The following is a 26,591-nucleotide window of genomic DNA, read 5'->3' on the forward strand; positions in this document are numbered from 1 at the left end:
GCCGCGGCAGTCCTCGGAGCAGTCGTCCTGTGAGGCTCTTCGTTGGTCATCGGGCACTTGCGGCTCCTGAGGGAAGTCCACTCGGAGCTCAGCGATGTCATGAGAGGCCGCTGGCCCCCAGCACACTTCACGGGTCGCCACGCAGAGAAGTGGGAGCACGCGGTTGACGCGATTCTCGGCAAAGACGCGCCGTGATCAGGGCCGCGGGCGCGATGCTCCCAGCACCCGCCGGAACCGATCTCGCAGCAGCGGGTCGACCACGTAGAGGTACGTCCCTCGCATCCCGCGCGTCAGCAGCACTCGGTAGACGTTCGTGACGTACTGCAGCAGATCATCGTCAGTCGTGTCGCGGCCGCGCATCCGATTGTTCTGCTTGCCCTTCTTGTCGAAGTAGTTGGCCTTGTCGGCAGCGAGGAGTTCGGTCTCGGGGTCGATCCGCAGGTCCCCGCCGATCAGTACTCCGGCATAGTTGAGGTCGTAGCCCTGGACGGTGTGGATAGAGCCGACCTCTTCGAGCGCGGTCTTCGAGGCGATCCAGTCCACGTCGGAGACGTTCCAGTTCAGTCGGACGCCGTCGAGCTCGATGTCGTACTCGCCATTCTTCCTCCTGCTGCGCCACTCCCAGGCGTAGCCGGCAACAAGCCGTGCCAGGCCGAACTCGGCGTCGCGCTCGCGGATGCGCTGATGCATGGCGCCGAGGTCGTCGAACAGCTCCACCTCGTAGTCCTGAAGGTCGGGCACGTCGGGTGGCGGGTCGTCGGAGATCATTGTGCGAGCGAAATCGAGATACTCCTTGCCGCCCTTCACCCGCATCTGAGTCTCCAACGGATACCAGCGCTCCAACTGCCTCGTCTCGTCGATGACCCGGTCGAACACCTCGGGTTCGATGTCCGCCGGCCGAACGCTCTGCGCGGTGTCGAGCAGGAGAATCGTGTGCCGGGAGCGTGCCCGGAGCCAGTCGAGCTGGTTCAGCGAATAGTCGTCGGTACCGAACAGACGTCGGGTGATCTCCCCGAATCTCTTGGTGAGGGTGCCGTGAGCCTGTGAGGCACGCTGCGTGAGGCGATGCGCCTCATCGACGATCAGCACGTCGAAGTCCTCCTCGGCGTCGGCCACGTCGTACGGGGTCAGCACTGCGGCGTCGCGGAGAGCAGGCACCTTACGGAACACCTTGGCGATCGACAGCCGTAGGGACTTCTGTGGGACCACGAGACCGATCCGCAGGCCCTCGAAGAGCTCCCGGTTCCCCTCGACGAAGAGATCGGAGAACATCGAGTCACCCTCCACCTCGTCCGTGGGATCGAACTCGGCGATGTCCCGCATCAGCTTCATCAGATAGATGCCCACGATGGTCTTGCCGGTCCCCGGATCGCCCTGGATGACCGCGAGCGAGTTTTCGCTGCGGGGGAGGTCCTCGACGAGTCCCTCCATGATGTCCAGCACTGCGATTCCCTGCTCGGTGTTCAACGCCTTGTAGGGCGAGAGCTTGAACAGGTCAGAATTCTCGATCTGAGGGATCGTGCGCTCGAAGTAGCCCCGAGACCGGAGCTCCTCGAAGATCTCCTTGAAGGTGTCGTTGTACTCGCTGCGCTGGTAGTAGTCCTGGTTGGTGATCCCCTCGTTGCGATTGAGGAGGTCGAACTTCCCGTCACCGTCGAGCAGCCGGATGAGCAGGGACTCGAGGTCGAGGCACGCGGAGCCGTTGAACCGGTCGTCGATGACGATCCGCACTTCGCGCAGATGCTGCTTCTGCTGCGACTTCAGGTGCTGGCGCATCCGGCGATCCGCGCTGCCGGTCTCGCCCACGTAGATGTCGTGACCGTCCTCGATCAGGTACACGACCGGCCAGTTGGAGAAGCGGGGGAGTCTGGTCCTGGTCTCCTCGACAGACTCCGGGGCGAAGCGCAGCTCCTCGATCTCAAAGTCGGTCATATTTTGTGCTCCGTCCCTTGGCCTTGTCCACCGGGTACTTCCGTGCTGTGCGCTCGAGCTTCGAGCGGACGATCTGCTCGGGGTCCAGGTCGAGACGGTCCGCGAGGAGCAAGGCGTAGGTGAGGACGTCGGCGAGCTCATCGGCCACACGTTCGCGATCGCCGTCGGCTCCCCACTGGAAGCACTCGAGCAGCTCACCCGCCTCGATCGCAACGGACTTGGAGAGGTTCTCCGGAGTGTGGAACTGTTCCCAGTCTCGCTCGGCCATGAAGGCTTGCAGCGTCTCGAGAACAGATTCGCTGGTCATGATGTCACCGTAGCAACGAGTTCAGTCGAGCGCGAAGGGGAACCACCTGCAGCACCGGCCCTGGATCGTGCTTAAGGGGCACCAGCCACCGGGGTCTACGTGGAGTCGAGCGTCGTCTTCGCGGAGTACGCCCGCACGTCGCCCTCACCCGCCGATCGAGGTGAGGACGATGATCACGGTGACGAAACTGCTGCCGCAGCTGGTGTGGTGGGACCTCACGTGCTCGTCGGCGCCGACGACGCGGGCACCCTCGAACCGTTGAGCGCTACTGAGCCCGAGCCGTTCCAGACCACAGAAGGCGTCTAGGTCAGGGGCTGACAACGTAGCGCTCATTGCGTAACCAGCCGACCTGCATTCTCATCCGCGTAGAGCCGGTTTAACCTGTGCAGAGCCCAAGTACGCTGAGTCAGGGTGCCCTCCTTCGCCCAATAAAAGGGCACCCCGCATGCCGCGACATGAGGCTTCAGCGCTCCTTGCTGGCGAGACGGTCGTGGAAGGTCGGGTCCTTGGGCGCTGTCGGGTCGTAACCCTTGGCCCACGGGACGAGTGCAGAGATCATCTGTCCCGCGATGGGGAACAGGAAGGTCTCGAACTCGTCGCGGGGGATGTCCCCAAGGTGGAGATCGGTGTGCGCCGCCTCCCCGGTGCCGATCACCACGACGTCTTCAGTCCACTCCCGCAGCACAGCGGCCATCGTCTGCATTCGCGGTTCGGTGCCGTCATCCAGCAGGATCACGAAAGAGTCCTCGGTGATGGCGTTGTAGATGCCGTGGATGAACTCGTTGAATTCATAGGCGGAGACTGGCACCCGCAGTGTTTCCAGAGTCTTCAGAGCCACTTCGAGGGTGTCGCCGTACAAGGAGGCCGGGCCGACAAACCGCAGATCCTTGGTCGTGGCAAGTCGCGCCGAGTTCTTGCGCACCCACGCCTCGGCCGCTTCGGTGACGCCGTCGAACCGGTCGATGGTCTCCTGCAGTCGCTTCGCGGCATCCGCGAGCGCCGCCTCATCGAGCGCGCCCCGGGCGCGTCCGATGGCCTGAGCCAGTAGCAGCAAGTTCAGCTTGGTTCCGTAGTAGCCCTTTGTCTTCGCGCCGGCCTCCTCCTCGCCGACCGCGACAGTGAGAACGTGGTCGGCGAGCGTGTCGATCACGGCGTTCTGGGTGCCGCACATCGTTGCGAGAGTGCAACCGGCATTCTGAGCGATCTTCAGAGCCTTGAGTGTGGACAGACTGCCGCCGCCCTGCGAGACACCGACGAAAAGAGTTCGCGAGCCATCGCCAAGCATCTCTCTCGTCACGGCGAACGGATAGACGGCGTGCACATCTAGGCCACTCGCCCTACGCATCGCGTTCTCCATCTGGGCGGCGCTGTGATAGCTGGTACCGGAACCGGCCACGATGATGCGGTCAAAATGTTCGCCCTTCACCGGAGCGAAGAGCGATTCTGCGCCCCTACGAATGTCTTGCAGGCGAGCGGGCGTCTCGCGAATGTATTCCTCGATGCGATTGTTCACGATAATGTTCCTTTCAGAGAATGTGGAGAGCGTGAAGGAGGATGCCGGAGGCCAGGGTGGCCAGAGTGATCCGCGTAACGGACACTTTTCTCCGGATCAGCAAGAAAATGATCATCACGGCGGCCAGCGGAAGCATCGATGGCAGTATCTGGTCGAGAATCTCTTGGATCTCGACCGAAGATTCCTCGAGCGAGAAGGTGACCGTTGTTGTGATCGACAGGAGCGTGGCGACCATTCCTCCCACCACCATCATTCCGATAATGTTTGCAATGGACATGACGCGCTCCATGGCTCCGGAGGCCGACATCTTCTCGAGAGCTTCGTTGCCGAACCGATATCCGAGTCGCAGACCGTAGTACCGGGTGAGCAGGTGCGGGACGTTATAAAGCACCATGAAGAGGATTGGTCCGAGAACATTCCCTTGGCTGGCCAGGGAGATGCCGATCCCCGCGGCGATCACCCGCAGGGTGCCCCAGAACAAGGAGTCCCCGATCCCGGCGACCGGCGCCATGAGTGCGGCCTTGACGGCGTTGATCGAGGAGGTGTCGAAGTTCTTGGGGTCCTTTGCGTTCTGCTCCTCCATGGCGGCGCTTATACCCATGATCGCGGGCGATACCGCCGGGGTGGTGTTGAAGAATGTCAGGTGGCGTTGCAGCCCTTGAGCGCGCGCCTGCTCGGTCTGATAGAGCTTCCGCAGTACCGGGATCATGGCGTATGCGTATCCGAGGTTCTGCATCCGCTCATAATTGAACGCGCCCTGCAGTGCGAACGACCGCCAGAAGACCGAACGCAGAGTCTTCTTGTCGATGGCTTGGTCATTCATAGGTGATCTCTCCTTCCACGAGGTTGTCCTGGGTCTCGTCGTCCTGTGTGCCGTTGACCTCTCTCCGCACATAGAGCTCGATGATGATCGCGAGGCAAGCTCCTACCAATGCGACACCGGTGATGTCTACCTCGAGATAAGCCGCGATGAGGAATCCGAGGCCGAAGAAGACAGCCGTGCGGCGTGACCAGAGAATGTCAAGCAGTAGCGCGAATCCCACGGCCGGCAATAGATTGCCGGCGACAGTCAGCCCGTCGATGATCCAACTAGGCGTGGCATCCATGAAGGCGTCGATCCGCCGTGCCCCGAGCAGGGTGGCGAGGAATGCAGGTATCGCCGTACTGAAGAAGAACAGGACCGGCGGTATCCACATCATGAGCGTGACTCCACGGAAGTCTCCCCGCGAGGCAAAATGGTCCGCGCGACCGGCGAAGTAAAGGTTGATGATCCGCACGAGCACGCCGAGGGACTGTGCAAGCACGGCGACCGGCACGGCGATGGCAAGCGCCACTCCCACGCCCTCGCCCGAAAGGATGGCCAAGGTGGTGCCGATGACCCCACCGGTGACCCAATCCGGAGGCGTGGAGCCGCCTATCCCGGCCAGGCCCATCCACACCAGTTCGAGTTGGGCGCCGATGATGATCCCCTGGGTTGGCTCTCCGAGCGTGAGGCCGACCAGGACGCTCAGTACGAGGGGGCGACCGAACAGGGTGACGCCGAAGATTCGCTCGTCGAGGATTCCGATGCCTGCGATGAGGCCGATGATCAGCGCAGTCACCATGTCACTGGCTCCGCCGATGTTCGAGCTGTTCGAAGGTCCTGGCGGTGTCACGCGGAAGCATCCGTAGATCGATGGCGACGCCAGACGCGTGGAGCTTCGAGAGGGTTTGATACTCCTGCTCGGTGACTGTGGTGTGGTCGGTGAGCTTGATGCGCCCCTCCTCGGCCCGTTGCCCGCCAACGTTCAGCTCGGTGATCGCGCCGTCGCTGGCCTCGATGAGGGTAGTTGCGTCGCGGATGGACTTGAGGATCACCAGCACGCGTGCCTTCTTCGCCTGGGCAAACTTTTGCACGATTTCTCCGGATTCGGCGACGGAGCGAATATAGAGGGCAATCCCCGAGGGAGTGCCCATTTTTAGCGCTGTTGCCTGGGTGCGATCAGCCTGAGCGGCATCGTTGACGACAAGGATCGTGTTGGCGCCGACCGCGGCGGTCCATCCAACTGCGACCTGCCCGTGAATCAGACGGTCGTCGACTCTGACGAGGTCAATCATCGTTGTTCTCCGTTTCTTGAAGGTGTTGGGGATCTCAGGATTACGGGGTGTCTTGCAGGCGTGCATTGACGTGCACGACGGCCGCCGCTCCGGCGGTTGCGAGTTGGGATCCGTCGGCCGCCAGATCGGTGGCGGCCTCGAGCAGCATGGGAAGATTCACGCCAGTCAGGAGGGTGAAATCCCCGTGTTCAATGAGGTGCCGACTGCAGATGTTGAAGGGGCTGCCGCCCTGAATGTCCACGAGAACGTTCAGATGTTCTTGATGGGATCGGCCGCGGGTGACGAGATCGGTGAGTGCTCGGTCGGCTTCGTCATGGGCGAGGCCGGCAGTCATCTCGAAGCACTCGATTCTTTCGATATTGCCGATGATAAGTTCGGCGGTCGCTTTCAAAGAAGCGGCGAGCGAGCCGTGGGTGGCGAGAATGATATTTGGCATGATGGATCCTGGTAAGTTCCGGAAAATGGCAACGGGTATCCCGGAACTCGCGGCACCGAGTTTTTGGGTGCGACGAATCCTCGCTCCTTGAGGAGCGGTCAGGGGCCCGAGTTACTGGGAGTTCTGGGCTTCGCGGTTCACGATGCGTACCGTGCGGACGTCGCCTCGTGCGTACTCGTTGGACCACCACAGTGGCCTGCCGCGCTGGTCGTACGCCGGCCCAACAGTCCGCAGCCACGGCTGGGTGGGCTCGGTCCCGAAACGCTCCTGGATATGACGAGGCAGCTCGACGGCGGAGACGTCGACGACGGAGGTGCGCATCGACCGGCCGAGGCCGTCCGCGATCTCCCTCATCGGGGTGTGCCAGTCGATCTTTTCCCAGTCGGGAACGGACGCCTGATCGAAGATGTTCAAGGCGTAAGTAAGGAGGTCGTCCCCGTCGGTGTACGCCTTGGAAACCTCGAGCACCAAACCGTCGTGTCGGAAGAACGCCGTCTCGTCCGAAGTGGCCTGGCGCTCGATGACGTCGACCACGTGGACGCTGGGCGTATACCCGCGAGCGGTGAGGAAGCCGCGCATGCTGCGGATCAGGTTCGCTGATCCCTTCATGATCGTCGTGGCGCCGGGAACGATGTATCGCCCGGAGCCACGCCTCACCTCGACGATGCCCTCTTGCTGGAGCATCGAATAGGCCTCACGCACTGTCGTGCGCGAGACGTTGTAGGTGCGGCAACTCTCCGGTTCGGACGGTAGGCGCGAGCCTTCGGCGAGATCGCCGTCGAGGATCTGATGACGCAGGTCTTCGTAGACCTGTTGGGTCATCGAGCTCGTGTGAATCGCTCCGGCTCTGCTCTCCATGAGGCACCCTCCTTCCGCTGTGACGGAGTGTATCGCCGCTCCCGTGGCGTCAGGCATCATGTTGTCTGACAGGTTTAGATTAGACGAGGCGCTGCCCGCCCGCAAGAGGGAGTGGGCTTTTGGGCGCAGCCGTCGGCGAGGCCGCTATCGACGAGTGGCCCGTACGCGTGGATGGAGGCCCGCGCTGGGCCTAGCTCGCTGGATGCGGGATGTGTACGCCGGAGACTGCTACCTCGAACGTCTCGGTGGCCGCGTCGTAGACACCGCTGTGCGCCTTGAGTCAGGGGAGGGCCGTGCGGTCGGATCCTGTCGTGTCACTGCAGTCGGCAAGTACGTCTGTCGGGACAACCGGGACGGCGAGCCACGCAGAATCTCCTCGCGTGCCTCGCTTCGCGCCCGCGGGCGCCTGCGAAGGTCAATCGGCGCCCGAGAACCCGTTCCTCGCGCCGGCCCGAGCTCAGTCGGCAGGCTCATGGTCTCCCGGCCCGCCGTTCAGCTCCGCGAGTGAGAACTCCACGGCGTCGAGCGTCCCTGAGAAGGGGAATTCACCGTCGTACGCATCGGAGACCGGAGAGAGCGCGTCGCGGCCGATGTCGAGGCCGGCCCAGGACATGAAGTACCTGCTCGTGCGCGGAATCTCGACGCTGCCTACTGGCTCCCCGTCCACGAGCAGACGGCCGATTCCCGCGTACGGCCCGGTACGCGTGAAGGCATAGCCCAACTGGCGGTCCGGCGGGCCTGCAGGAATCGCGGCGCTCACACGGAAGATCCCGCCATAGAAGTTGTAGTCGTGGTGGAGGAGTCCGTCCTTCACGTACAGGCTGTAGCCGCCGCCCACCCCTCCGCAGGCGGCGAGCACGCCCTCATCGCCGGGTGTGCACGTCACGCGGGCGGTGATCTCGTAGGAGCGGTCGTGGAGAAAAGGGGTGGCCCCGCTGGGGACGTGACTCGTGCCGGCCCGGTACACGAAGTGGTCGCGCAGCCGGGGTGCGTCGGATCGGGCGATCGATTCAGCGCGCCGCGCGGCGAATCCTCGATCATCCAGCGGCAGCACGTCGTAGGTCTCCGCCTCCGTCCACCAGTGCTGGATCATCTCGTGAAGCGTCTCGGGATGCTCGGCGCTCATGTCATGGCATTCGGAGAAGTCCTGGTCCAGGTGGTAGAGCTCCCATCGGTCGTCCTCGTAGTCGGTGCCGGGCTCGTGGTAGGCGACGGCCTTCCACCCGTCGGCCCAGAGGGCGCGGTGTCCGAACATCTCGAAGTACTGGCTCTGCTTCCGGCTCCGCCCGTCTGCGGCGAAGCTGTAGGCCATGCTGGTGCCGTGGATCGGCATCTGCGGGACTCCGCGGATCTGCTCGGGCGGGTCGACGTCGAGGATCTCCAGGATCGTCGGGAGGATGTCGGTGACGTGGTGGAACTGGTCGCGGACGTTACCGCGGTCGGAGATGCCGTCGGGCCAGGAGATGATCAGAGGGTCGCGCACACCGCCCGCATGAGTGTTCTGCTTGTAGCGCTTCAGCGGGGTGTTGGCAGCGCTCGCCCATCCGAGCGGATAGTTGTTCTGGACCCGCCAGGTCCCGATGTCCTCGAGATGGCGGAGGTTGAGCTCCAGCGGGTCCTCCTCCTTGTTCTCGTAGAACGCCATGTTCACCGAGCCGTTGACCTGCCCTTCCTGGCTGGCCCCGTTGTCCGAGAGCAGCATGAACAGCGTGTTGTCCAGCTCCCCGAGATGCTCCAGGTGCTCGATCAGGCGACCGAGCTCGTGGTCGGTGTGCTCCAGGAACGCGGCGTACGCCTCCTGGAAGCGCGCATGCAGTCGTCGCTCCTGTGTGGAGAGCTCCTGCCAAGGAACCACGCCGGGATTCAATGGGGGTAGCTCGGTATCAGCAGGGACGATCCTCAGCTCCTTCTGTCGTGCCAGCCGTCGTTCGCGAATGACGTCCCAGCCCACGTCGTACCTCCCGCGCTGCCGCAGCAGGTACTCATCGGGTGCCTGGTGGGGGGAGTGGGTGGCCCCGGGAGCCAGATACAGGAGGAACGGCCGGTCCGGTGCGCACGACGTCTGGTCGTCGACGAATGAGATGGCGTGATCGATCAGATCCTCGGTGAGGTGGTAGCCCTCCTTGCGTCCGCGCGGGGGATCCACCCGGTGATTGTCCGAGGTGAGCTCGGGATGGAACTGATCCGTCGCCGCATCGAGGAATCCGTAGAAACGCTCGAACCCGCGGCCGAGCGGCCACTGATCGAACGGTCCCGCCATGGAGGTCTGGTCGGCCGGTGCGAGATGCCATTTCCCGACGGCGAGGGTGTTGTACCCCTCGTGGCGGAGGATCTCCGCCACGGTCCCCGCTTCATCGCTGACGGCACCGCGCTTGCTGGGGTAGCCGCTGTCGGCGTTGGCGATGATCGACATCCCCACCGAATGGTGGTTCCTGCCGGTCAGGAGGGACGCCCGGGTGGGCGAGCACAGCGCGGTCGTGTGGAAGTTGCGGTAGCGCAGGCCTCGCGAGGCCAGCGCGTCCATCGTCGGCGTGCTGATCTCGCTGCCGTAGCACCCCAGGCTCGCGAACCCGACGTCGTCGAGCAGGACGAGCACGACGTTCGGGCTCCCTGGGCGCGGTCCACGGGGCATCGACCATGACGGGGTCGAGTCCTGGTAGGTCGTCCCGATAGTTCCCGGGAAAGCTGTGGAATCGGTGGTGCTCACGGTTTTTCTCCTATGCGGTCGTGGTCGCGGCGGGAGCCTGGTCGGCGGCATCGAGCTCGCGTCGATAGGTTTCGGGCAGGCAATGCGCGCAGACGAATGTGATCGCGGCCAGCACCACCACGAAGGCGCACACCAGCCAGGGTCGGTGGCCGCCCAGCAGCAGTAGCGCGGTAGCAATGGAGGGAACGACGCCCGCGGCGACGGACGAGAGCTGGAACACGATCGACGTGCCACTGAAGCGGACCCGGGCATCGAACAGCTCGGGGAGCAAAGCTCCGACGGGGGCGAAGATCATCCCGGTCCCGATCGGGAAGCCGAGCATGAACGCCAGCCAGAGCAGGAGCGGGTTCCCCGTGTCGATCAACAGGAAGCTGGGGACGACGCAGACAGCGATCACGACCGCTCCGATCATGATCACGGGGCGCCGGCCCACTCGGTCGGACAGCCGACCGGCCCAGAGGACGACGAGGATCTGCATCATCAACGCCAAGGCGACGCCGATCGTCGTCATCGACGTGGAGATGCCCACCTCGGACGTGGCGTAACTGATTCCGAAGACGAGGAAGACCGCCCAGGTCCCGGCGTCCGCGACCCGCGCGCCCCAGGCCTTCAAGATGGTGAGCGGATAGCGGCGGAAGAGGACGCCGGCGGGCACCCGGTGGCGCTGCCCTTGGTCCTTCATGCGCGCAAAGGACGGCGTCTCGGCGATGCGGAACCGCACGTACAGGCCCGCGATCAGGATGATGACGCCCACCAGGTACGGGATTCGCCAGCCGCCACCGAGGAATGCGCTCTCGGGCATGGAGGCGATCACCGTGAACACGACGATGATCGACAGCAGCTGCCCGACTGGGTTCCCGAGGCCGGCGAACGAGCCCAAGAAGCCTCGTCGGCCGTTCGGCGCATGCTCGACGACCAGTAGCGCGGCACCGCCGAACTCTCCGCCGAGCCCGAAGCCCTGCACGAGTCGCAGCGCCACGAGCAGTATCGGAGCCCAGACGCCGATGACGGCGTAGGTCGGCAGAAGCCCGATGAGCACAGTGGGCAAGCCGGTCATGAGCAGGGTGATGAGGAGGGTCGATCGCCGGCCGATGCGATCGCCGAGGTGGCCGAAAACCAGCGCCCCGACGGGGCGGATGACGAAGCCGACGCCGAAACCCATGAAGGCGAGCAAGGTGCCGATGATCGGATCCTCGGAGGGGAAGAACAGCTGGTTGAAGGCGAGGGCGCTGAGCCAGCCGTACAGCTGGAAGTCGTACCACTCCAGGGTTGCGCCGGCGAGGCTGGCCAGCGCCGTTCTCCGCATGGACGGCGTCCCGGAGGTCGGTTCGGCGCTGGACCGGACCGGTGGCGTCCGCTCTGGTGACATCGATGGCTCCCTCCGCGTTGGTCGGTGATCGTCACCGTAGGGAGGGGGCGAGTATCCGTCTAACACGTAATTCGGATCTGCTGTATATGGTGAGCGCATGTATGAAGGTGATGACGTCTCGACGGTCTGGCTGAGCTCATTCCTCGCTGTAGTCGATCACGGCTCCTTCACCGCCGCGGCCACGGCAACTCACCGCTCCCAGCCGCGGGTGAGCGCCCATGTGGCGGCGCTCGAGCGCAGGGTCGGGGCGCGCCTGATGGAGCGTGATGCCCGACGGACGAGTCTCACCGAGGCGGGAACGCGACTGCTCCCGCATGCCAGAGCTGCGCTTGCCGAGATCCGTGCCGGCGTCGCCAGTGTGAGTTCGCTGGCCGGAGACCTGCAGGGGACTGTGACCGTGGGCAGCTTCGCAGGACCGAGCGGAGTGCTGCTGGCCCCGCTCATCAGGCGTTTCCGGGAGACCTACCCCCACGTGGTGATCGACCTCCGGGAGGGGACGCCGCACTGGTTGGAGGAGGCAGCGACGACCTTCGCCGTGGAACTCGCCCTGCGCACGGCGGACGTCCCGATGCAGCATCGACTCCGCTCCGAGCACCTGATGACGGAGCGGATCGTCTTGGCCGTCCCCGAGGAGTTGGGTGACCTCGACGGCGAGGAGCAGACGCGCCATCGCGTGCTCGACGGCCGCTCGATCGTCGTCACGGGCGCCCCCGCCGAGGGCTGGACCGATTTCGCTGACCGACTGTCGGCCTGCGGGGTCACCCCGTCATCGGTCACCACCGTGACGCATCCGACGACTGTGATCGCGCTGGTCAGGGCGGGCATGGGTGTGGGTCTGCTCGGCGAGATGGGGGCGACGGTGTCCGCCTTCGACGGCGTGAGGCTGTTGCGCCTGTCTGCCGACGTCTGGACTCGCGAGATCCGCGTCTACTGGAATGACCGGAGGCGACTCGACACGGCGACCCGCTTCTTCCTGGATGCGTTGCTCGAGGAGAGCGAGAACAGATGAGTCGTGTCGGAGCCCGCCCGTCAGCAGCTGACCGGGGTATACGGTGACCCACCGAGATGACGGGAGCTGCCGCCAGCGCTGCGCGCAGCCGACTGCAGGAGCTCCCTCGTGAGTGAGAAAGGCCGGGTGCGCAGATGAGTGGGGACGCGAACGCCCTCAAGAGGATCCTGACGTCGATCGACGGCCGCGGCTACGGCTCCTACAAGCAGCTCAAAGGCACTTACGACCTGGGGCCGTGCCGCCTCCTCATCAACCACGTGCAGGTGGACCCCTTCGCCCCGCCGTCCCTGATGCGTCTGGTGGTCGACGCCGGCACCGCCGACCTCCCCGAGGATCTGATCAGCGACCGTCGCGGCCGCATCGCGACCACCGACTACCTGGCGCGCGCGGTCGCGGGCGCGACGCGCTCTCTGGACGCGGTCAGCATCGGTGCGCCGCAGCAGGAGGTCCTCGACCGCACCAGCATCGCCCTCACCGAGCAGGGCCTCGAGGCGCGGATTTCCGTGCAACTGCCCGCCGCCGGGCGGCGCGTCAAGAGCCGTCAGGCCACCCGGCTGCTCACCGAGGACCTGCCGCGGATCGCCGAGGCCGCCCTGGTCCACGCGAGCCTCGATGCCGATGCCCTGCGCGCCCACGTCACCCTCCACCGCGATCAGGAAGCCCTGCGCGACCAGCTGGCAGACCGCGGCCTGGTGGCCTTCGTCGGCGATGGCGCGATGCTGCCGCGCCGCTCCGGGGACTCCGACCTGCCGCTCGAGGCAGGAGCTGTCCCGTTCCGCAGCCCGGGCTCTTTGCGGGTCTCCTTCGAGCTGCCCAGCGGTCGCCGCGTGAGCGGGATGGGCGTCCCGGACGGCGTCACGGTCATCGTCGGCGGCGGGTACCACGGCAAATCCACGCTGCTGCGCGCCATCGAGCGGGGCGTTTACCCGCACCGCGACGGCGACGGCCGCGAATGGGTGGTCACCCGCGCCGAGGTCGCCGCCATCCGCGCCGAGGACGGGCGCTCCGTGGCCGGGGTCGACATCTCGCCCTTCATCACCGGCCTGCCCTCGGGGACCGACACCCGCCGCTTCTCCACCACGAATGCCTCGGGTTCGACCTCGCAGGCCGCCAACCTCGTCGAGGCGGTCGACGCCGGAGCCTCGGCACTGCTGATCGACGAGGACACCTCGGCGACCAACTTCATGATCCGCGACGAGCGCATGCGTCGACTGATCCCGGCCGAGCGCGAACCCATTACCCCCTTCGTGGACCGCATCCGACCGCTGTACACCGAGCGCGGAGTCTCGACCGTGCTGGTGGCCGGCGGGTCCGGGGCGTTCTTCGACGTCGCCGACCACGTGATCGCCCTGGACGAGTACGTCCCCCACGACGTCACCGAGCAGGCGCGCGAACTCGCCGACGGCGCGGCCGCGGAACCCGGCGAGGACATGTTCGGCCCACCGAGCGCCCGGGTGCCTGCCGCCGGTGCCCTACGGCCGCCGGGCAAGAAGAAACCGGCCACGGCGCGCGGGCGCGAGACCATCCGATTCGGGCACGAGCAGATCGACCTGTCGGCCCTGTCCCAGCTGGTCGACGCCGCACAGACCGAGGCCATCGCTCACGCCCTGGACCGCCTGGCCGAGCTGATGGAGCGCACCGGGCCGGTAGAACAGGCCGAGCCGTCCGGCGCTCGCCCCACGCTCGACGCGGCGATCACGGCGCTGTTCGCCCGCCTCGACGACGAGGGCCTCGAGGCGCTCTCACCCCATCGCGGGCACCCCGGTCACCTTGCGCGCCCGCGACCCCTAGAGGTCCACGCCGCCGTGAACCGCTACCGCGGTCTCCGCCTCGACGGCCGCTGACAGGCCCGCCCGGGCCAAGGGGCATCTGAGGTCCGCGAGGTGATGCGTTCGCGTCTCCAGCACGTCTCGGCATCATCGCCACCCGCGAGGATTGGCCCGCTATCTGTAGGGTGGGACTCCCGTGTGGAGGGGAGCAGTGATGCAGGACCAGCCCGATTCTCCGACCAGCGTCGCATCGCGGCCGACCGTGCTCGACGAGTTCTTCCGCCCGCCCCGCCCGACCAGGCGGGCACAGTTCAGCGCAGTCACGTTCAGCCTGTTGCTGGTCGCCTCCCTGGTGATCCCGGCGTTCACGGACACCCAGGCGATGCCCGGGTTGTCTCTGGTGTGCTTGGGGATGCTGCTGCTCCTGGGGTTCGCCGAGCTGATGGACGCGAGCCAGCTGCGGTCCATCATCGCTGTGCGCTGGGGCGCGATGGCGATCGCGCTGCTCGGACTCGTGATTCAACTGGTCTGAGCCGCCGGTGCCGCACTGCCCCTCGAACGACCCCGAGGCCTCAATCCGGACGAAGGAGCATCCATGAGCGTCCCCCACCTGCTCGACCACATCGTCATCGCCGGGCCCGACCTGAACCGGACCGTGGAGTGGTTCCGCGAGCTCACCGGCGTCACCGCTGCCCCCGGCGGAGCCCACCCCACCGGCACCGCCAATGCGCTGGTCGCCCTGAGGGTGAACGGCCAGCCGCGTCCCCACTACCTCGAGCTGATCGGCCCCGCCCCGGAGAGGGAGGGGGAGGAGCTCCCGAAGACGTTCAGTATCAACCGTCTCAAGAAGCCCACCCTCCTCACCTACGCCGTGCACCCTGAGGGGATCGACCAGGTCGTCGAGCATGCCCGTGCCGAAGGCTTCGACCCCGGCGACGTCCAGGACCTCTTCCGGCGCACCCCGGACGGCACGCTGCTGCAGTGGCGTCTCACTCAGGCGAAGGCCCCGCGCAACTACGCGGTCCCCTTCCTCATCGACTGGGGCACAACCACACAGCCGGGACTGGGCGATCTGCCCGCGATCGAGCTGCTCTCCTTCGAACGCACCGAGGTGAAGCCCGACCCGCTCCAGACGTCGCTCAGCGCACTCGGCCTCGGCGACGGCGTTGCCGAGACCCGCGAGGGCCCGGGCTCACGCTTCGTGCTGCGACTGCGCACCGAGGACGGCCGCGAGATCGAGATCTGAGGCGGGGGCTGCAAGGTCACTCCGGCCACGTACGACCTCACGTCGCCGGTCGTTGAAGCACTGCAGGCATGCGCCGGCACCTCAGCCGTCCGACGTGAACCGCTGTCTCGGCCAGGAAGTGCTCAGCCTTCCTCCACCTCCCACGACACCACCGACACCGAATGCGCGGGCGCCACGAACACCCCGCCCCGCAGCTCCGCGGAGCTCTCCCGGATCCCCAGCACGTCGGGCGAGCTCAGAGTGTTCACCGCGAACAGCTCCTGAACGTCTGCTCCCAGGGTGTGCACGGTGACGGCGCCTTCGATGAGCTCGCCGTTCACGCCCAGCACCGCCTCCACGTCCTCATCGGCCGAGCGGTTGATGACCGCCACGTAGCGCCGTGACCCGTCGGCCGATTCCGAGGCACTCACGTCGAGCACGCCCACGCTGGTCCGCACCTCGACGCACTGCGCCGCGCCGCCCCAGCCCTGCTCGTGTCGCACGGGCTGCGTAACGGAGGGACCGGCCACGCGTGCAGGCAATGGCACGGTGCCGAAGTGGTTCAGGTACAGGTCCCACACGTGGAAGGTCGCCGAGCGGACCATGCCGCCCTCGCGCACGGCCAGCAGACCGTTGGCGTTCACCAGGTTCACGGTGTTGGCCATCGTCACCGGCACGTGGTTCCCCGCCGTGCGGTGCAGGGCGTGGAACACCCCGGAGTAGAACAGGGCATCGGCGAGGGTGCGCGGGGAGTAGCGGCTCACCCGCCAGCCGTTCTCTCCGGCCACGCCCGGAGCGTCGGCCGGCCCGGACGTGTCACGCGGGGCGATGCCTCCGTCGGCCCCGGGCTGGGGCTCCTCCCACGAGCGCGGCTCGAAGTGGCGCATGTTCCACTCGTCGAAGGCGATCTCCAGTGGGCTGGTGATCCCGTGCCGCGACGCCGCAGCGGCCACCTTCTGGGAGAAGCCCTGCAGCACCTGCTCGAAGTGCACCGCCTGGGAGACGATCGCGTCGAACTCGGCGCGGGAGGGATCCACCAGGTGGAAGCTCGCCCCGTAGGCGTGCACCGAGAACCACTCCGTGATCTGGCCGAGCTCCCGCACCACCACATCCATCCAGCGGTCATCGTTCAGCCCCACGCACACGAAGCGGATCGATCCGTCCACGGCCCGCATGAACTTCGCGTGGTCGAGGGCGTCGGCCGCGTACTGCTCGGCGCTGCGGTGCCCCATCTGCCAGGGGCCGTACACCTCGTTGCCGATGCCCCAGATCGGCACCGCTCGCGGACCCTCGATCCCGTCGGCGGTGCGCCGGCGCGTCATCTCGGTATCGCCGCCGTAGTTGCAGTACTCCACCCAGCGCACCGCGTCCTCGACGCTGCGGCAGCCGTGTGCGAGGTACGCCGTGGCGCCGGTGGCCTCGCACCAGGCGAGGAACTCGGGGGTGCCGAAGCGGTTGGTCTCCTCCGAGCCCCAGGCGAGCTCGAGGCGGCGCGGGCGCTGATCGCGCGGGCCGGTGCCGTCCTCCCACCAGTAGGCGGAGGTGAAGTTCCCGCCCGGCCAGCGCACCACCGGCATGCCCAGGTCCCGGCTGGCATCGATCACGTCCTGCCGGCAGCCGTCCATCGGGCCGTCGCTGCGCACGGACAGCTCAGAGCCCTCGTCGAACACTCCGCCCTCGATGTTGCCGAAGAAGGCGGACTCGAGGAAGTGGCCGTAGATCTTCGGGTCGATGCGGTGGGAGCCGTCGGCGGGGGAGAGGTCGATGCGAGCGAGGGGCTGCGGGGACATGAAGGTCCTTTCCAGGAACGGAGGTGACAGAGGGAGAGCGGGTGGCCGACGATCGGCTCACCCCTTGATGCCGCTGGTCGAGACGCCCTCGATGATCCAGCGCTGAGCGATGGCGTAGAGGGCGAGCACGGGCACGGAGGCGATCACGGCGCCTGCCATCATCACGTCGTAGCGGGTGCCGTTCTCCGCCTGCAGCAGCCGCAGCCCCGAGGGGAGGGTCTGCATCTCGCTGCTGAACAGCACGAACACCGGCCACAGGTAGTCGTTCCAGCTGGAGAGGAACGACAGGACCACGAGGGTGGCGACGGCCGGTCGCGCCAGCGGCAGCATGACCCGGTGGAACGTGGTCCACCGGTTGCAGCCATCGACGATCGCGGCCTCTTCCAGTTCCCGGGGGATCGCCGCGAAGAACTGGCGCAGGAAGAACACCCCGAACGCCCCGGCCGCACCGGGGATGATCAGCGCCGCGTAGGTGTTCAGCCAGCCCAATGAGTTCACGATGAGGAAGTGCGGGATCAGCATCACCACGGCGGGCACGAACATGGTCGCCAGCACCACGCCCATGATCAGCGTGCGCCCGCGGAACTCCATGCGGGCCAGCGCGTAGGAGGCGAGCACGGCGAGCACCACGGTCAGCGCGGAGTGGGCGAGGGCCACCATCAGGCTGTTGCCCACCCAGCGCAGCACCGGTATGGAGGCATCGCTGAGGATGTGCTCGAACGCCCCGAGGGTGGGCTCTCTCGGCCACAGCCGGAAGTCGGGGGAGACCGACTCCGCCGGTGTTTTGAAGGCGGTGCCGAGCATGTACAGCAGCGGCAGCGCGAACACGCAGGTGAGCAGGATCAGTGTCGCCCACAGGGCGATCCGCCGCGGTCGCAGCGGCCGCCGACGGGTGGGCCGGGCCGACGCATCGGGTCGGTCCGTGCGGCGTTGATCAGCGGACAGAGCGGTCATCGGCTACACCTTTCCCACGAAGCGGAAGATCTGGTTCACCAGCAGGCTGGCCGCGATCAGGCAGAGAGCGAGGATCATGCTCATCGCGCTCGCCATGCCGATGTCGTAGGACTCCATGCCGGTCTGGGCGATGTACCCGATCGCGGTGCGCGTCGCCCCACCGGGCTGCTCCATGGTGATCAGCGCCGACTGCCCGTACATGTTGGCCGAGGCGATGATCGTGATGACCACGACGAACTGCAGCACCCGGCGCATGTGCGGGATCGTCACCACCCACAGCCGCTGCCAGGCTCCGGCCCCGTCGATCCGCGCGGCCTCGTACAGCTCACCCGGGACGTCCTGCAGGGCGGCCAGGTAGATCACGGCATTGAAGCCGACCGTCCACCACACGGTCACGCCCACCAGGGACACCCAGCCGGCGGGCAGCGAGGTGGTCCAGGCGATCGCATCGGGCAGTCCCAGCGAACCCAGCAGATGGTTCACCGGCCCCACGCGGGCATCGAGCAGGAAGTGCCACAGCACGCCCACCACCGCGACGCCCAGCACGTACGGCGCGAAGTACACGGCGCGGAAGAAGGTGCGGCCGGGGAACTTCAGGTTCAGCAGCAGCGCGAGCGCGAACGGCACCACCACCAGCAGCGGCACCGACAGCACGGTGAAGATCGCGGTGACCCGCATCCCGCTCCAGAACTCCTCGGAGAGCACCCCCTGACCGGACAGCAGGGTCGCGTAGTTGTCGGTTCCGACGAAGCCCCCGGTGTCGAATCCGAGGATCCACTGGCGGGTGCTCGAATAGGCGAGCACGAGGATCGGGGCCAGCACGAACACGGCGAACAGGACCAGGAACGGGGCGACGAACAGGTAGGGCGTGACGGGGTTGCCCACTCGGATCCGTCGGCGCTCGCCGGGGCTCGGGGTGGTCGGCGGGCTGTGCGGTGGGCTCAGGCTGGGAGCAGCACTGCTCATCGGCCTTCTCCTCTCGGCGGTGATCTGCCTGCTGGTCGGCGCCTGGGGCGCCGGAATGTCAGAACCCGTACAGCTCGCGATTGCGGTCGAGCATCTCCTGGGCCGTGGTGACCGCGGAGTCGAGCGCGGCCTGCGGCTCCTCCTCGCCGAGCACCACTGAGCTCACCGCCCGGGCGTAGCTGTCCGCCGCGATCTCGCGGGAGCCCGGCACCTGCTGCAGGAAGATGAAGCTCTCCAGCACCTCGTCGGTGGCGAGCGCGGCCTGAGGACTGTCGGTGAACTGTGCGTCCTCGCGCGCCGAGGCGCGGGCCGGGATGTTGCCCGAGCCTGCCCAGGTCGCCGAGTTCTCGCTCATCCAGGAGATGAACACGCGGGCGGCCTGACCGCGGTTTTCCTCGGCGTCGGCCTGCTTGGTCACCGTGAAGTTGTGGGAGTTCGCGAACACGCCCGCTGCCTCGCCGATCGTGGGGAAGCCGCCGATGCCGTACTCCATGCCGTCGGTGGTGTCTTCGATGTCGTTGATCAGCCACAGCAGCTCGTGGGTCAGCGCCGAGGAGCCGTTCTTGAACGCCGTGGACAGATCGGTCGCATCCGACGGGCTGACACTGCTGGTCACTACGTCCTTCATCCAGGTCAGGGCCTTCACGCCGGCTTCCTCACCGAAGCTGACGGTGGTGAGGTCCTCGGAGTAGAGGGAGCCGCCGAACTGCCCCAGCAGGCTCACGAAGGTCTGCCAGTTGTCCGGCGAGATCCAGTAGGGGTGCTTCACCCCGGCGGATTGCAGCGAGGAGATCGCGGCGTCGAACTCCTCCTGTGTGGCCGGGCCCGCGTCGAGCCCCGCGGTCGCGAGCAGATCGGTGCTCCAGTACTGCGCGAGGGTGAACATGTCCAGCGAGATGCCGAAGCGCTGCTCCTGGAACACCCCGCCCTGCCACACGGCCGGGCTGAAGTCGTCCTCGCTGAGACCGACCGACTCGGTGAGGTTGTCCAGCGGGACGATGGTGCCGCGCGCTGCGAAGCTCGCCAGCTGGTCCAGGTGCATCGCCGCGACGTCCGGGCCGCTGCCGGCGTCGGTCGCGGTGACCACCTTCGAGTAGAAGTCCGGCCACTCCAGGGACGATTGCTTGACCGTGATCAGCGGGTTCGCCTCGGTGAACTCGGAGACCAGCTGTTTCATGTACGGCCCGTCGCCGCCGGTGAAGCCGTTCCAGAAGGTGATCGTCACCTCTGGCCCGTCGTACTCGGGGCTGAAAGGTTCCGAGGCAGTGTCCGGTGCGTCGTCGGGCCCGCCGATCGACTGCCCGCCCGAGCAGGCGGCTGCAGTGAGCGCGGTGCCGGCAACGCCTGCACCGGCGAGCACGCCGCGCCGGCCGACGCCCCGGCGGGGAGGGGGCGAGCTGTGCGGGCCTGCGGTGGGGCGAGGCGGGAGAGTCATGTTCCGTTCCCTTCGAACGAGCTGAGCGAGGTGTCGTACTCCGTGCCGCCCACCGGATACTTCGATGTCATCCAGGCAGAGACGTTGAGCATGGCGGGAGCGGTCACGAGGAGAGACGCCCCTTCCGGTCGCTCACCGTGCACTCGGAGGGCTTCGCCAGGGCGGGATAGCCCGCGCCGGTGGGGGAGTCGGGCCGGGACAGGGCGATGGTGTGATCGCGCAGCACCAGGGCGATCCCACCGAGAGCCCCGTCGACCTGGCGGATCCGCCCGGGGTGGAGCGCGATGCGGTGGGCCCGGGCGGGCATGAGATTCTCGGAGAAGGCCGCTTCCAGCGGGGCGGTGAGGTGTCGGCCGAGCGTCACCAGATCCCCGCCGAGCACCACGCCCTCCACATCGAGGGAGGTGCACGTGTTCGCGAGCACCACGCCGATCCGCCGCCCGGCGCCCGCGACGATCTCCCGACGCCGGGCATCGCCGGCGTCGAGCACTTCGCGCAGCACGTCGAGGTCACGGTGGGCGGTCGCCTCCAGGATCCGCTCGCGGGACACGTACGCCTCGAGGCAGCCACGCTTGCCGCACCGGCACTCGGGCCCAGCGGGATCCACGGTGATGTGCCCGAACTCGCCGGCGGTGCCGTGCAGCCCGTCGTAGATGGTCCCGTGCGTGACGAGCGCCCCGCCCACGCCGTCCATGAGCCGCAGATAGATGAAGCTCTGCAGGTCCCGGCCCGCGCCCCACACCGACTCGGCGAGCCCGGCGAGCCGGGCGTTGTTGTCCACCCGCACCTCACGGGCGACGCGGGAGGCGAAGGTCGCAACCAGGGAGTCGGTGACCCGCTCGCGGTCCGGAATGCGGCCGGGCACGCCGAGGCCGACGGCGATCACCGCGCGGCGGTCCGGCACCCCGAGGCCGTCCAGGAGCTCGAAGGCGTGTCGGATGCGGTGCGGCCACGAGGTGTCCTGCTCGTAGACGGCGGTGGCGGAGCCCTCGACGTAATGCGCCTCGTCCATGGCGGTGACCGTGACGCGACGATGTCCGAACTCGACACCGAGGATCACCGCCCCGGAGATGCTCAGGGCGAGCCGCTCCGGGGTGCGACCGATGGAGCGCCGCGCGGGCGCGGTACCGGCGGACGTGATCCGGTCGGCGGTGAGCAGGCGCGCCGTGGCGGTCGAGACGGTGGCGCGGGACAGCCCGGTGCGCTGGACCAGGTCGGCGCGCGTCGAGGGACCGTGCAGGCGCAGGGCCAGCAGGATCTCGTGCTCGGCTCCACGCAGGGGCCTCGTCGTCCCGGTCGTCATTCCGTCAGCATCGTCGGGGGTACGGGAGGGTGCAATGACGTGGGCCGATTTCTGTCAATCTATCGACGGAATGCGTCGGAAGGCCGCGTCACGGGAATGCCGCGGGAAGGTGGGACAGTGACCGACGATCGCTGCACCTCACACGGCGATCCATCGCGCCGCCGGCGCGGCGACGCATCGTGCTCCAGGGTCGGTCCCACGATGCGGACGAGGCGGCTTCGAGAGGACGCTTCAGCCTTTCACCGCCCCGCGCATCATCCCCGCCACCAGATGCCGTCCGAAGAACACGACGAGGAGCAGCACTGGCAGCAGCGCGAGCATCGCGCTCGCCGTGAGTGGTCCCCATTGCCGACCGAAGGCGCTGATGAACTGGTACACGGCGACCTGCACGGGCCGGTACTCCGAGGAGTTCACCATGACGGAGCCGGCGACGAACTCGTTCCAGCTGCCGATGAACACGAACAGGCTCGCGGCGGCCATGCTCGGTTTGCACAGCGGCAGGATCACCGAGGCGAAGGTCCGCAGCCGGGAGGCTCCATCGATCTTCGCGGCCTCGTCGAGCTCCACGGGGATGCCCTCCATAGCGCCTTTGAGGATCCACACCGCCATCGGGAGGTTGTAGCCCAGGTACAGCAGCGGCAGGATCACCGGCGTGTCCAGCAGTCCGAGAGTCGCGAAGTACAGATAGTTCGGGATCACCAGCACCGCAGCCCCCATCGACAGGGGGATGCAGGCGACGATCACGCCGAACAGTGGCCGTCGCATCGGGAAGCGGAAGCGGTCGAAGGCGTAGGCGGCCACTGCTCCGATGATGACAGCGGTGAGGGTCGCGACGGTGGAGTAGAGCAGGCTGTTCAGGAGGTTGCGGGCGAACGTCCCGCTGAACACCTGCGCGTAGTGCTCCGTCGTGACCCCGCTGCCGAACAGCGACGGTGGGAACGTGAAGATCTCCTCCGGGGGTCGCACGGAGGTGGCCACGCCCCACAGCACAGGGGAGACGTTGACCAGCGCGATCGCAGCGATGCACACCAGCAGCACGACCCGCACGACCTGTCGGCGGCCCCCGATCCGGATGTCGGTCGACTCAACGGTCATCACACGCTCCACTTGGCCAGTCGCAGGTACGCGAACACGAGTCCGATGTTCAACACCAGCGCCACTGCAGCGAGGGCTGCACCGCCGGCGAAGTCGAAGTGCGTGAACGCCTGTTGATAGATGGTCAGCGGCAGGATCTGGGTCGCATCGCCCGGACCTCCGCCGGTGGTCACCAGCGGAGCTTCCACGTTGTTGAGGTTGCTCATCGTGAGCACCACGGTGGTGATCGTCAGCGGCGTCTTGATCATCGGCAGGGTGATCAGCCGGAACTGCTGCCAAGGACGTGCGCCGTCGACGGTGGCCGCCTCGTAGAACTCGGCCGGAACGGCCTTGATCCCCGCGAGCAGCAGCAGGACGGCGAAGCCGAGCGTGCGCCACATCGCCACCAGGATCAGCGAGATCATCGAGAGGGTCGGGTCCGTCAGCGGTTTCTCATCGACGCCCAGTTGGCTCAACAGATGAACCCCGGGACTGATGTCCGTGACGAAGAACCAGCGGAACAGCAGTGCGCCGACAATCGTGGAGATGACCCACGGCAGGATCACGAGGATCTGCACGAGTGTGGCCCGCTTCGAGGTGAGCCGATCCAGGAAGACGGCCACCGCGAGCGCGACGGCGAGGGTCAGCGCCACGGTGATGACCGCGAAGGCCAGAGTGCGCACCATGACGGCTGCCATGGCGGGATCGCTGAACACCTCCCGGTAGTTCGCGAGGCCTGCGAACCCGACCGGGCGCACGGACTTGAGCTCCAGCAGGCTGTAACAGATCGCGAAGATCGCTGGGAAGATCAGGACGACGAGCAGCACCAGCATCACCGGCGCGACGTAGACGAGCCCGATCAGGTCACGGCCCGTGCGCCGGGTGGTGACGGTGCGGCCGCTCGAGGAGGGGCCTTCCTGCCTCTCCCGGTCTTTTGCGGTGGCCCTCGCCCCGGGGCGATCGTTCTGCAGCGCGGCGTCAGTCATGGCCACCCACCCCGAACTCCTGCTCGGCGGCCTCCATCGCCTCGGCGGCTGTGCCCTGTTCCAGCAGGACCTTCTGGACCGCTCCGTTGAGGGCCTCCCGCCAGCCCACCGTCGGCGCGCTGGTCGGTGGCAGCCAGCCGAGCTCCTGCGTCCCTTCGAGGACGGTGGCCAGGAAGGAATTCTCCGGTGCGGCGAGGAAGTCCGCGTTGTCCGCGGCGGTCGAGGCGTAGAGCGGGGGCTGCTGGCCCTCGAGCATCCACCTCGCGTCCGCTTCCGGGCTGGAGAGGAAGGCGACGAAGTCGGCGGCCTGCTCGGCCACCTCGCTGCCGGCCCATACGCCGACGGACCACCCGGCGAGACTGCCCGGTGCGGGGTCCACCCCGCCGCCCGAGGGGTAGTGCATGAAGCCGACGTTCTCGGCTCCGATCTGCTCCTGCATGGCCGGGACGCGGACGCTCGCGCCGTTGATCATCGCGGCCTGACCGGCAGAGAAGAGCTCATAGAGGTCCTCTGAGGTGAGTCGGACCGCATCGTGGGACGTGACCTGTGAATCGGTCACGAAACCGGCCTGGAACTCCATCGCGCTGACGCCGGGGTCCGTCGACCACTGGGGCGACCCGTCAGCGGCGAACATCGATCCCTGCAGCTCCAGGATCCGCGCGGAGAGGATCTGGGGATCGGCGAACGAGGTGCCGAACGCCTGGCCCAGCCCCCACCGGCCGTCGTCGGGGGAGGTGAGCTCCTTCGTGACCGAGAGGAGATCGGACCACGCGTTGAGGTCCGCAGGGTCCGCACCCACCTCGGCCAGCAGATCCGCGCGGTACATGATCCCGAAATAGTTGCGGGAATGCACCACCCCGTAGAGGGATCCGTCGTCCTGTTCCATCGTCGTCCAGTAGACGTCGCGGAGGTCGGCGAGCTGGGCCTCGGGCAGGTCCCCGAACGCCAAGGCGTTCAGATCGGCCAGAGCCCCTTGTTCGACGGCCGTGGCGACCTGGTCGAGGGAGAGCCACATGACGTCGGGGGCACTGGAAGAGACGTCAGCGGCGAGGAACTGTTGGGTCATGGTGTCCCATTGCTGCACCTCGACGTTGACCTGGATGCCGGTCTCCTCGGTGTACGACTCGATCAGCGCGCCGAGCACCTTCTCGCGGCCACTCGGCCCGGCCGGGTCGAGGAAGGTCCACATGGTCAGCTCGTCCGCGGACCTGCCGTTGCTGCTTCCGCACGCGGACGCGGCACCCAGGGTGAGAGCTGCGGAGGTGCCGGCCAGGAATCTCCGTCTGGTGGGGGCGGTTCGTGCAGACATCGTTGTCTCCTCTCGGATGCTGCCGGGGCGGCGCCCCCGCAGCGACTGCCACGGGTCAGGGGGCGACCGCGCCTGCGGTGGCAGGGGTGAGCGCACCAGGCAGGATGGCGCCGTGCTCGGCCAGGCCCTGACGGAGTTCCACGACGTCGACCTCCTTGGGGGTCCCGCCGTCGCGGACGGCCATGGCAGCGGCGCTCCCGGCCGCTTCGGCGATCGCCATGCAGGTGCCCATCACCCGGGCCGCGGCGAACACCGTGGAATCCACCGAGATCGTCCGTCCACTCAGCAGCAGACCGTTGACATTCTGCGGCAGGAGCGCGCCGAAGGGGATGCCGAAGGGCTTCTCGACCACGTGCAGGTCGATGCCGTCGCCGGTTCCGGAATGGATGTCGATGTTGTACGCGGACAGGGCGATCGCGCGGTCGCTGGTCGCGTCGGTGTACAGCGAATCCATCGTCAGCCGCTCCTCGCCGGCGAAGTGCCGGGTCTCGCGGATGCCGAGGGCCGGAGCGATCTGCGAGATCTCCACATCCTCGAATCCGGGCATGTTCTCGCGCATGAACTGCACGAGCTCCCACACCTGGGTGTACCCCGTCTCCAGCCCCTTGGACAGCTGCACCGGATCCGAGGCATCGATCCTGGTCAGACGTGAGGTATTGATCGCAAGCAGCCGCTCGGAGGCGGTGGCGATGTAGATGAACTGGTTGCGGGGGATGGTGAACTTCCCGGCCTCTCGGGCGTCTGCGACCCGGGTGGTCAGGCCGATGTAGCAGTGCCCGCGGGTGCGGCGCAGGAAGTCGACGTCGTATCCGGCGGCGTACTCTTCCTTGATGCCCATCTCCTCGGGGTTCTCGTCGAGGAAGTCCCAGAAGCGCTGCAGGTCGAAGTTGGTGACCGTGAACATCAGGGTGCTCGGCTGCATCGTCTGCGTGCCGTCCTGGCCCAGCGTGTGGGGGACGCCCGCGAGGTAGGCGACGTCGCCGTCGCCGGTGCCGTCGATGAACACCTTCGCGTCGATGCGGGTGGTGGTCAGCTTCCCGTACACGGTCACGGACCGGATGGTGTCGGTGTCGTCGACGTCCACGCCGAGCAGCTCGTGGTCGAAGAGGATGTCGACGCCGGCCTCCCGGCACATCTGCACGGCGACGATCTTGACCAGGTCGGGGGAGACCGGGGTGATCGAGTTGTGGACCGGGCACCGGAAGTGGCCCGGGGAGCCGTCGATCGCGATCAGGCGGTCGACGAACTCCTGCGCGATACCTCCCAGTGCCTGGTTCCCCGAGCGATCGAGGTACCCGAGGACACCGAGCCCGGAGGCGGCGGCACCGCCGAGCGCCGAGGTGCGCTCCACCAGCACGGTGCGGGAGCCGGCTCGCGCGGCAGCGATCGCGGCGGGCAGTCCGCCCGGGCCGCCGCCGATGACGGCGACGTCGTACTCGATGTGGTTCTCGCGCAGTGGGGGTCTCATGTCTGCCTTCCGGATCGGGGTTCTTCGGGGATGGCCCGGCGCCAGAGGGGCGTGCGCGGGCAGCACGGGACGGCCACATCGCCC

General features: G+C 67.0%; 24 protein-coding genes. 4 read left to right on the forward strand and 20 right to left on the reverse strand.

Annotated features, from left to right (window positions below; all coding sequences use genetic code 11):
- Window positions 1–195: 195 nt before the first annotated feature.
- The 11 genes from JOF43_RS07105 to JOF43_RS07155 form a co-directional block, all read right to left on the reverse strand.
- Window positions 196–1,932 (reverse strand): DUF2075 domain-containing protein, encoded by a 1,737-nt coding sequence (locus tag JOF43_RS07105; protein ID WP_209900642.1) that lies wholly within the window; start codon window positions 1,930–1,932, stop codon window positions 196–198.
- A complete protein-coding gene (locus tag JOF43_RS07110) occupies window positions 1,919–2,239 on the reverse strand; it encodes a nucleotide pyrophosphohydrolase (protein WP_209900644.1) in 321 nt (106 codons plus the stop codon). The genes JOF43_RS07105 and JOF43_RS07110 overlap by 14 nt, the downstream gene beginning before the upstream one ends.
- 144 nt (window positions 2,240–2,383) lie before the next feature.
- Window positions 2,384–2,560, reverse strand: a complete 177-nt coding sequence (locus JOF43_RS07115; protein WP_209900646.1) for a hypothetical protein — start codon at window positions 2,558–2,560, stop codon at window positions 2,384–2,386.
- A gap of 142 nt (window positions 2,561–2,702) precedes the next feature.
- A complete protein-coding gene (locus JOF43_RS07120; RefSeq protein WP_209900648.1) occupies window positions 2,703–3,752 on the reverse strand; it encodes an SIS domain-containing protein in 1,050 nt (349 codons plus the stop codon).
- Window positions 3,753–3,765: 13 nt separating this feature from the next.
- Complete coding sequence (locus JOF43_RS07125; RefSeq protein WP_209900650.1) at window positions 3,766–4,575, reverse strand: PTS system mannose/fructose/sorbose family transporter subunit IID; 810 nt, start codon at window positions 4,573–4,575, stop codon at window positions 3,766–3,768.
- Complete coding sequence (locus JOF43_RS07130) at window positions 4,568–5,356, reverse strand: PTS mannose/fructose/sorbose/N-acetylgalactosamine transporter subunit IIC (protein ID WP_209900652.1); 789 nt, start codon at window positions 5,354–5,356, stop codon at window positions 4,568–4,570. The genes JOF43_RS07125 and JOF43_RS07130 overlap by 8 nt, the downstream gene beginning before the upstream one ends.
- A 1-nt stretch (window position 5,357) precedes the next feature.
- Window positions 5,358–5,849 (reverse strand): PTS sugar transporter subunit IIB, encoded by a 492-nt coding sequence (locus JOF43_RS07135; protein WP_209900653.1) that lies wholly within the window; start codon window positions 5,847–5,849, stop codon window positions 5,358–5,360.
- Window positions 5,850–5,889: 40 nt separating this feature from the next.
- On the reverse strand, window positions 5,890–6,285 hold the full coding sequence (locus JOF43_RS07140) for a PTS sugar transporter subunit IIA (protein ID WP_209900655.1): 396 nt from the start codon (window positions 6,283–6,285) through the stop codon (window positions 5,890–5,892).
- A 111-nt stretch (window positions 6,286–6,396) separates the two neighbouring features.
- Window positions 6,397–7,143, reverse strand: coding sequence for a GntR family transcriptional regulator (locus JOF43_RS07145; RefSeq protein WP_209900657.1), 747 nt, complete (start codon window positions 7,141–7,143; stop codon window positions 6,397–6,399).
- A gap of 457 nt (window positions 7,144–7,600) precedes the next feature.
- Complete coding sequence (locus JOF43_RS07150; protein ID WP_209900659.1) at window positions 7,601–9,850, reverse strand: arylsulfatase; 2,250 nt, start codon at window positions 9,848–9,850, stop codon at window positions 7,601–7,603.
- Window positions 9,851–9,860: 10 nt separating this feature from the next.
- Entirely contained in the window at window positions 9,861–11,156 is a 1,296-nt protein-coding gene (locus tag JOF43_RS07155) for an MFS transporter (RefSeq protein ID WP_209900660.1), read from the reverse strand.
- A 160-nt stretch (window positions 11,157–11,316) separates the two neighbouring features.
- Between JOF43_RS07155 and JOF43_RS07160 the strand changes: the two genes are divergently transcribed.
- The 4 genes from JOF43_RS07160 (at window position 11,317) to JOF43_RS07175 (ending at window position 15,243) form a co-directional block, all read left to right on the forward strand.
- Entirely contained in the window at window positions 11,317–12,228 is a 912-nt protein-coding gene (locus tag JOF43_RS07160; protein ID WP_209900663.1) for a LysR family transcriptional regulator, read from the forward strand.
- A 134-nt stretch (window positions 12,229–12,362) separates the two neighbouring features.
- A complete protein-coding gene (locus JOF43_RS07165; protein WP_209900665.1) occupies window positions 12,363–14,072 on the forward strand; it encodes an ABC-ATPase domain-containing protein in 1,710 nt (569 codons plus the stop codon).
- A 139-nt stretch (window positions 14,073–14,211) separates the two neighbouring features.
- Window positions 14,212–14,529 carry a DUF8011 family protein gene (locus JOF43_RS07170; protein WP_209900666.1) on the forward strand — a complete coding sequence of 106 codons (318 nt, stop codon included), beginning with the start codon at window positions 14,212–14,214 and terminating at the stop codon, window positions 14,527–14,529.
- 63 nt (window positions 14,530–14,592) lie between these two features.
- Window positions 14,593–15,243: a VOC family protein gene (locus tag JOF43_RS07175; protein ID WP_209900668.1), complete on the forward strand. Its 651-nt coding sequence runs from the start codon at window positions 14,593–14,595 to the stop codon at window positions 15,241–15,243.
- Between the two features lie 122 nt (window positions 15,244–15,365).
- Here the strand turns inward: JOF43_RS07175 and JOF43_RS07180 are convergent, their stop codons facing one another.
- From JOF43_RS07180 to JOF43_RS07220, 9 genes are all read right to left on the reverse strand, one after another.
- Window positions 15,366–17,012 (reverse strand): alpha-L-arabinofuranosidase C-terminal domain-containing protein, encoded by a 1,647-nt coding sequence (locus JOF43_RS07180; RefSeq protein ID WP_209900670.1) that lies wholly within the window; start codon window positions 17,010–17,012, stop codon window positions 15,366–15,368.
- Window positions 17,013–17,069: 57 nt separating this feature from the next.
- Complete coding sequence (locus tag JOF43_RS07185) at window positions 17,070–17,966, reverse strand: carbohydrate ABC transporter permease (protein WP_209900671.1); 897 nt, start codon at window positions 17,964–17,966, stop codon at window positions 17,070–17,072.
- A 3-nt stretch (window positions 17,967–17,969) separates the two neighbouring features.
- Complete coding sequence (locus tag JOF43_RS07190) at window positions 17,970–18,932, reverse strand: carbohydrate ABC transporter permease (RefSeq protein ID WP_209900674.1); 963 nt, start codon at window positions 18,930–18,932, stop codon at window positions 17,970–17,972.
- A gap of 58 nt (window positions 18,933–18,990) precedes the next feature.
- Window positions 18,991–20,367, reverse strand: a complete 1,377-nt coding sequence (locus tag JOF43_RS07195; protein WP_209900676.1) for an ABC transporter substrate-binding protein — start codon at window positions 20,365–20,367, stop codon at window positions 18,991–18,993.
- Window positions 20,368–20,470: 103 nt separating this feature from the next.
- On the reverse strand, window positions 20,471–21,670 hold the full coding sequence (locus JOF43_RS07200; RefSeq protein WP_209900677.1) for an ROK family transcriptional regulator: 1,200 nt from the start codon (window positions 21,668–21,670) through the stop codon (window positions 20,471–20,473).
- 231 nt (window positions 21,671–21,901) lie between these two features.
- Window positions 21,902–22,765, reverse strand: coding sequence for a carbohydrate ABC transporter permease (locus JOF43_RS07205; protein ID WP_209900679.1), 864 nt, complete (start codon window positions 22,763–22,765; stop codon window positions 21,902–21,904).
- Window positions 22,765–23,730, reverse strand: coding sequence for a carbohydrate ABC transporter permease (locus tag JOF43_RS07210; protein ID WP_209900681.1), 966 nt, complete (start codon window positions 23,728–23,730; stop codon window positions 22,765–22,767). Before JOF43_RS07210 ends, JOF43_RS07205 begins: the two co-directional genes overlap by 1 nt.
- Window positions 23,723–25,039 carry an ABC transporter substrate-binding protein gene (locus tag JOF43_RS07215; protein ID WP_209900683.1) on the reverse strand — a complete coding sequence of 439 codons (1,317 nt, stop codon included), beginning with the start codon at window positions 25,037–25,039 and terminating at the stop codon, window positions 23,723–23,725. The genes JOF43_RS07210 and JOF43_RS07215 overlap by 8 nt, the downstream gene beginning before the upstream one ends.
- A gap of 55 nt (window positions 25,040–25,094) precedes the next feature.
- Entirely contained in the window at window positions 25,095–26,507 is a 1,413-nt protein-coding gene (locus JOF43_RS07220) for an FAD-dependent oxidoreductase (protein ID WP_209900685.1), read from the reverse strand.
- Window positions 26,508–26,591 lie beyond the last annotated feature (84 nt).

The sequence above is a fragment of the Brachybacterium sacelli genome (genome assembly GCF_017876545.1).
GTDB classification, from domain to species: domain Bacteria; phylum Actinomycetota; class Actinomycetes; order Actinomycetales; family Dermabacteraceae; genus Brachybacterium; species Brachybacterium sacelli.

Bases quoted from the DNA above. Each gene is read 5' to 3' on its own strand.
- JOF43_RS07105 (WP_209900642.1), bottom strand. From the start codon at position 1,932: ATGACCGACTTTGAGATCGAGGAGCTGCGCTTCGCCCCGGAGTCTGTC.
- JOF43_RS07110 (WP_209900644.1), bottom strand. From the start codon at position 2,239: ATGACCAGCGAATCTGTTCTCGAGACGCTGCAAGCCTTCATGGCCGAG.
- JOF43_RS07125 (WP_209900650.1), bottom strand. From the start codon at position 4,575: ATGAATGACCAAGCCATCGACAAGAAGACTCTGCGTTCGGTCTTCTGG.
- JOF43_RS07130 (WP_209900652.1), bottom strand. From the start codon at position 5,356: ATGGTGACTGCGCTGATCATCGGCCTCATCGCAGGCATCGGAATCCTC.
- JOF43_RS07135 (WP_209900653.1), bottom strand. From the start codon at position 5,849: ATGATTGACCTCGTCAGAGTCGACGACCGTCTGATTCACGGGCAGGTC.
- JOF43_RS07140 (WP_209900655.1), bottom strand. From the start codon at position 6,285: ATGCCAAATATCATTCTCGCCACCCACGGCTCGCTCGCCGCTTCTTTG.
- JOF43_RS07145 (WP_209900657.1), bottom strand. From the start codon at position 7,143: ATGGAGAGCAGAGCCGGAGCGATTCACACGAGCTCGATGACCCAACAG.
- JOF43_RS07155 (WP_209900660.1), bottom strand. From the start codon at position 11,156: ATGCGGAGAACGGCGCTGGCCAGCCTCGCCGGCGCAACCCTGGAGTGG.
- JOF43_RS07160 (WP_209900663.1), top strand. From the start codon at position 11,317: ATGTATGAAGGTGATGACGTCTCGACGGTCTGGCTGAGCTCATTCCTC.
- JOF43_RS07165 (WP_209900665.1), top strand. From the start codon at position 12,363: ATGAGTGGGGACGCGAACGCCCTCAAGAGGATCCTGACGTCGATCGAC.
- JOF43_RS07170 (WP_209900666.1), top strand. From the start codon at position 14,212: ATGCAGGACCAGCCCGATTCTCCGACCAGCGTCGCATCGCGGCCGACC.
- JOF43_RS07175 (WP_209900668.1), top strand. From the start codon at position 14,593: ATGAGCGTCCCCCACCTGCTCGACCACATCGTCATCGCCGGGCCCGAC.
- JOF43_RS07180 (WP_209900670.1), bottom strand. From the start codon at position 17,012: ATGTCCCCGCAGCCCCTCGCTCGCATCGACCTCTCCCCCGCCGACGGC.
- JOF43_RS07185 (WP_209900671.1), bottom strand. From the start codon at position 17,966: ATGACCGCTCTGTCCGCTGATCAACGCCGCACGGACCGACCCGATGCG.
- JOF43_RS07190 (WP_209900674.1), bottom strand. From the start codon at position 18,932: ATGAGCAGTGCTGCTCCCAGCCTGAGCCCACCGCACAGCCCGCCGACC.
- JOF43_RS07195 (WP_209900676.1), bottom strand. From the start codon at position 20,367: ATGACTCTCCCGCCTCGCCCCACCGCAGGCCCGCACAGCTCGCCCCCT.
- JOF43_RS07200 (WP_209900677.1), bottom strand. From the start codon at position 21,670: ATGACGACCGGGACGACGAGGCCCCTGCGTGGAGCCGAGCACGAGATC.
- JOF43_RS07205 (WP_209900679.1), bottom strand. From the start codon at position 22,765: ATGACCGTTGAGTCGACCGACATCCGGATCGGGGGCCGCCGACAGGTC.
- JOF43_RS07210 (WP_209900681.1), bottom strand. From the start codon at position 23,730: ATGACTGACGCCGCGCTGCAGAACGATCGCCCCGGGGCGAGGGCCACC.
- JOF43_RS07215 (WP_209900683.1), bottom strand. From the start codon at position 25,039: ATGTCTGCACGAACCGCCCCCACCAGACGGAGATTCCTGGCCGGCACC.
- JOF43_RS07220 (WP_209900685.1), bottom strand. From the start codon at position 26,507: ATGAGACCCCCACTGCGCGAGAACCACATCGAGTACGACGTCGCCGTC.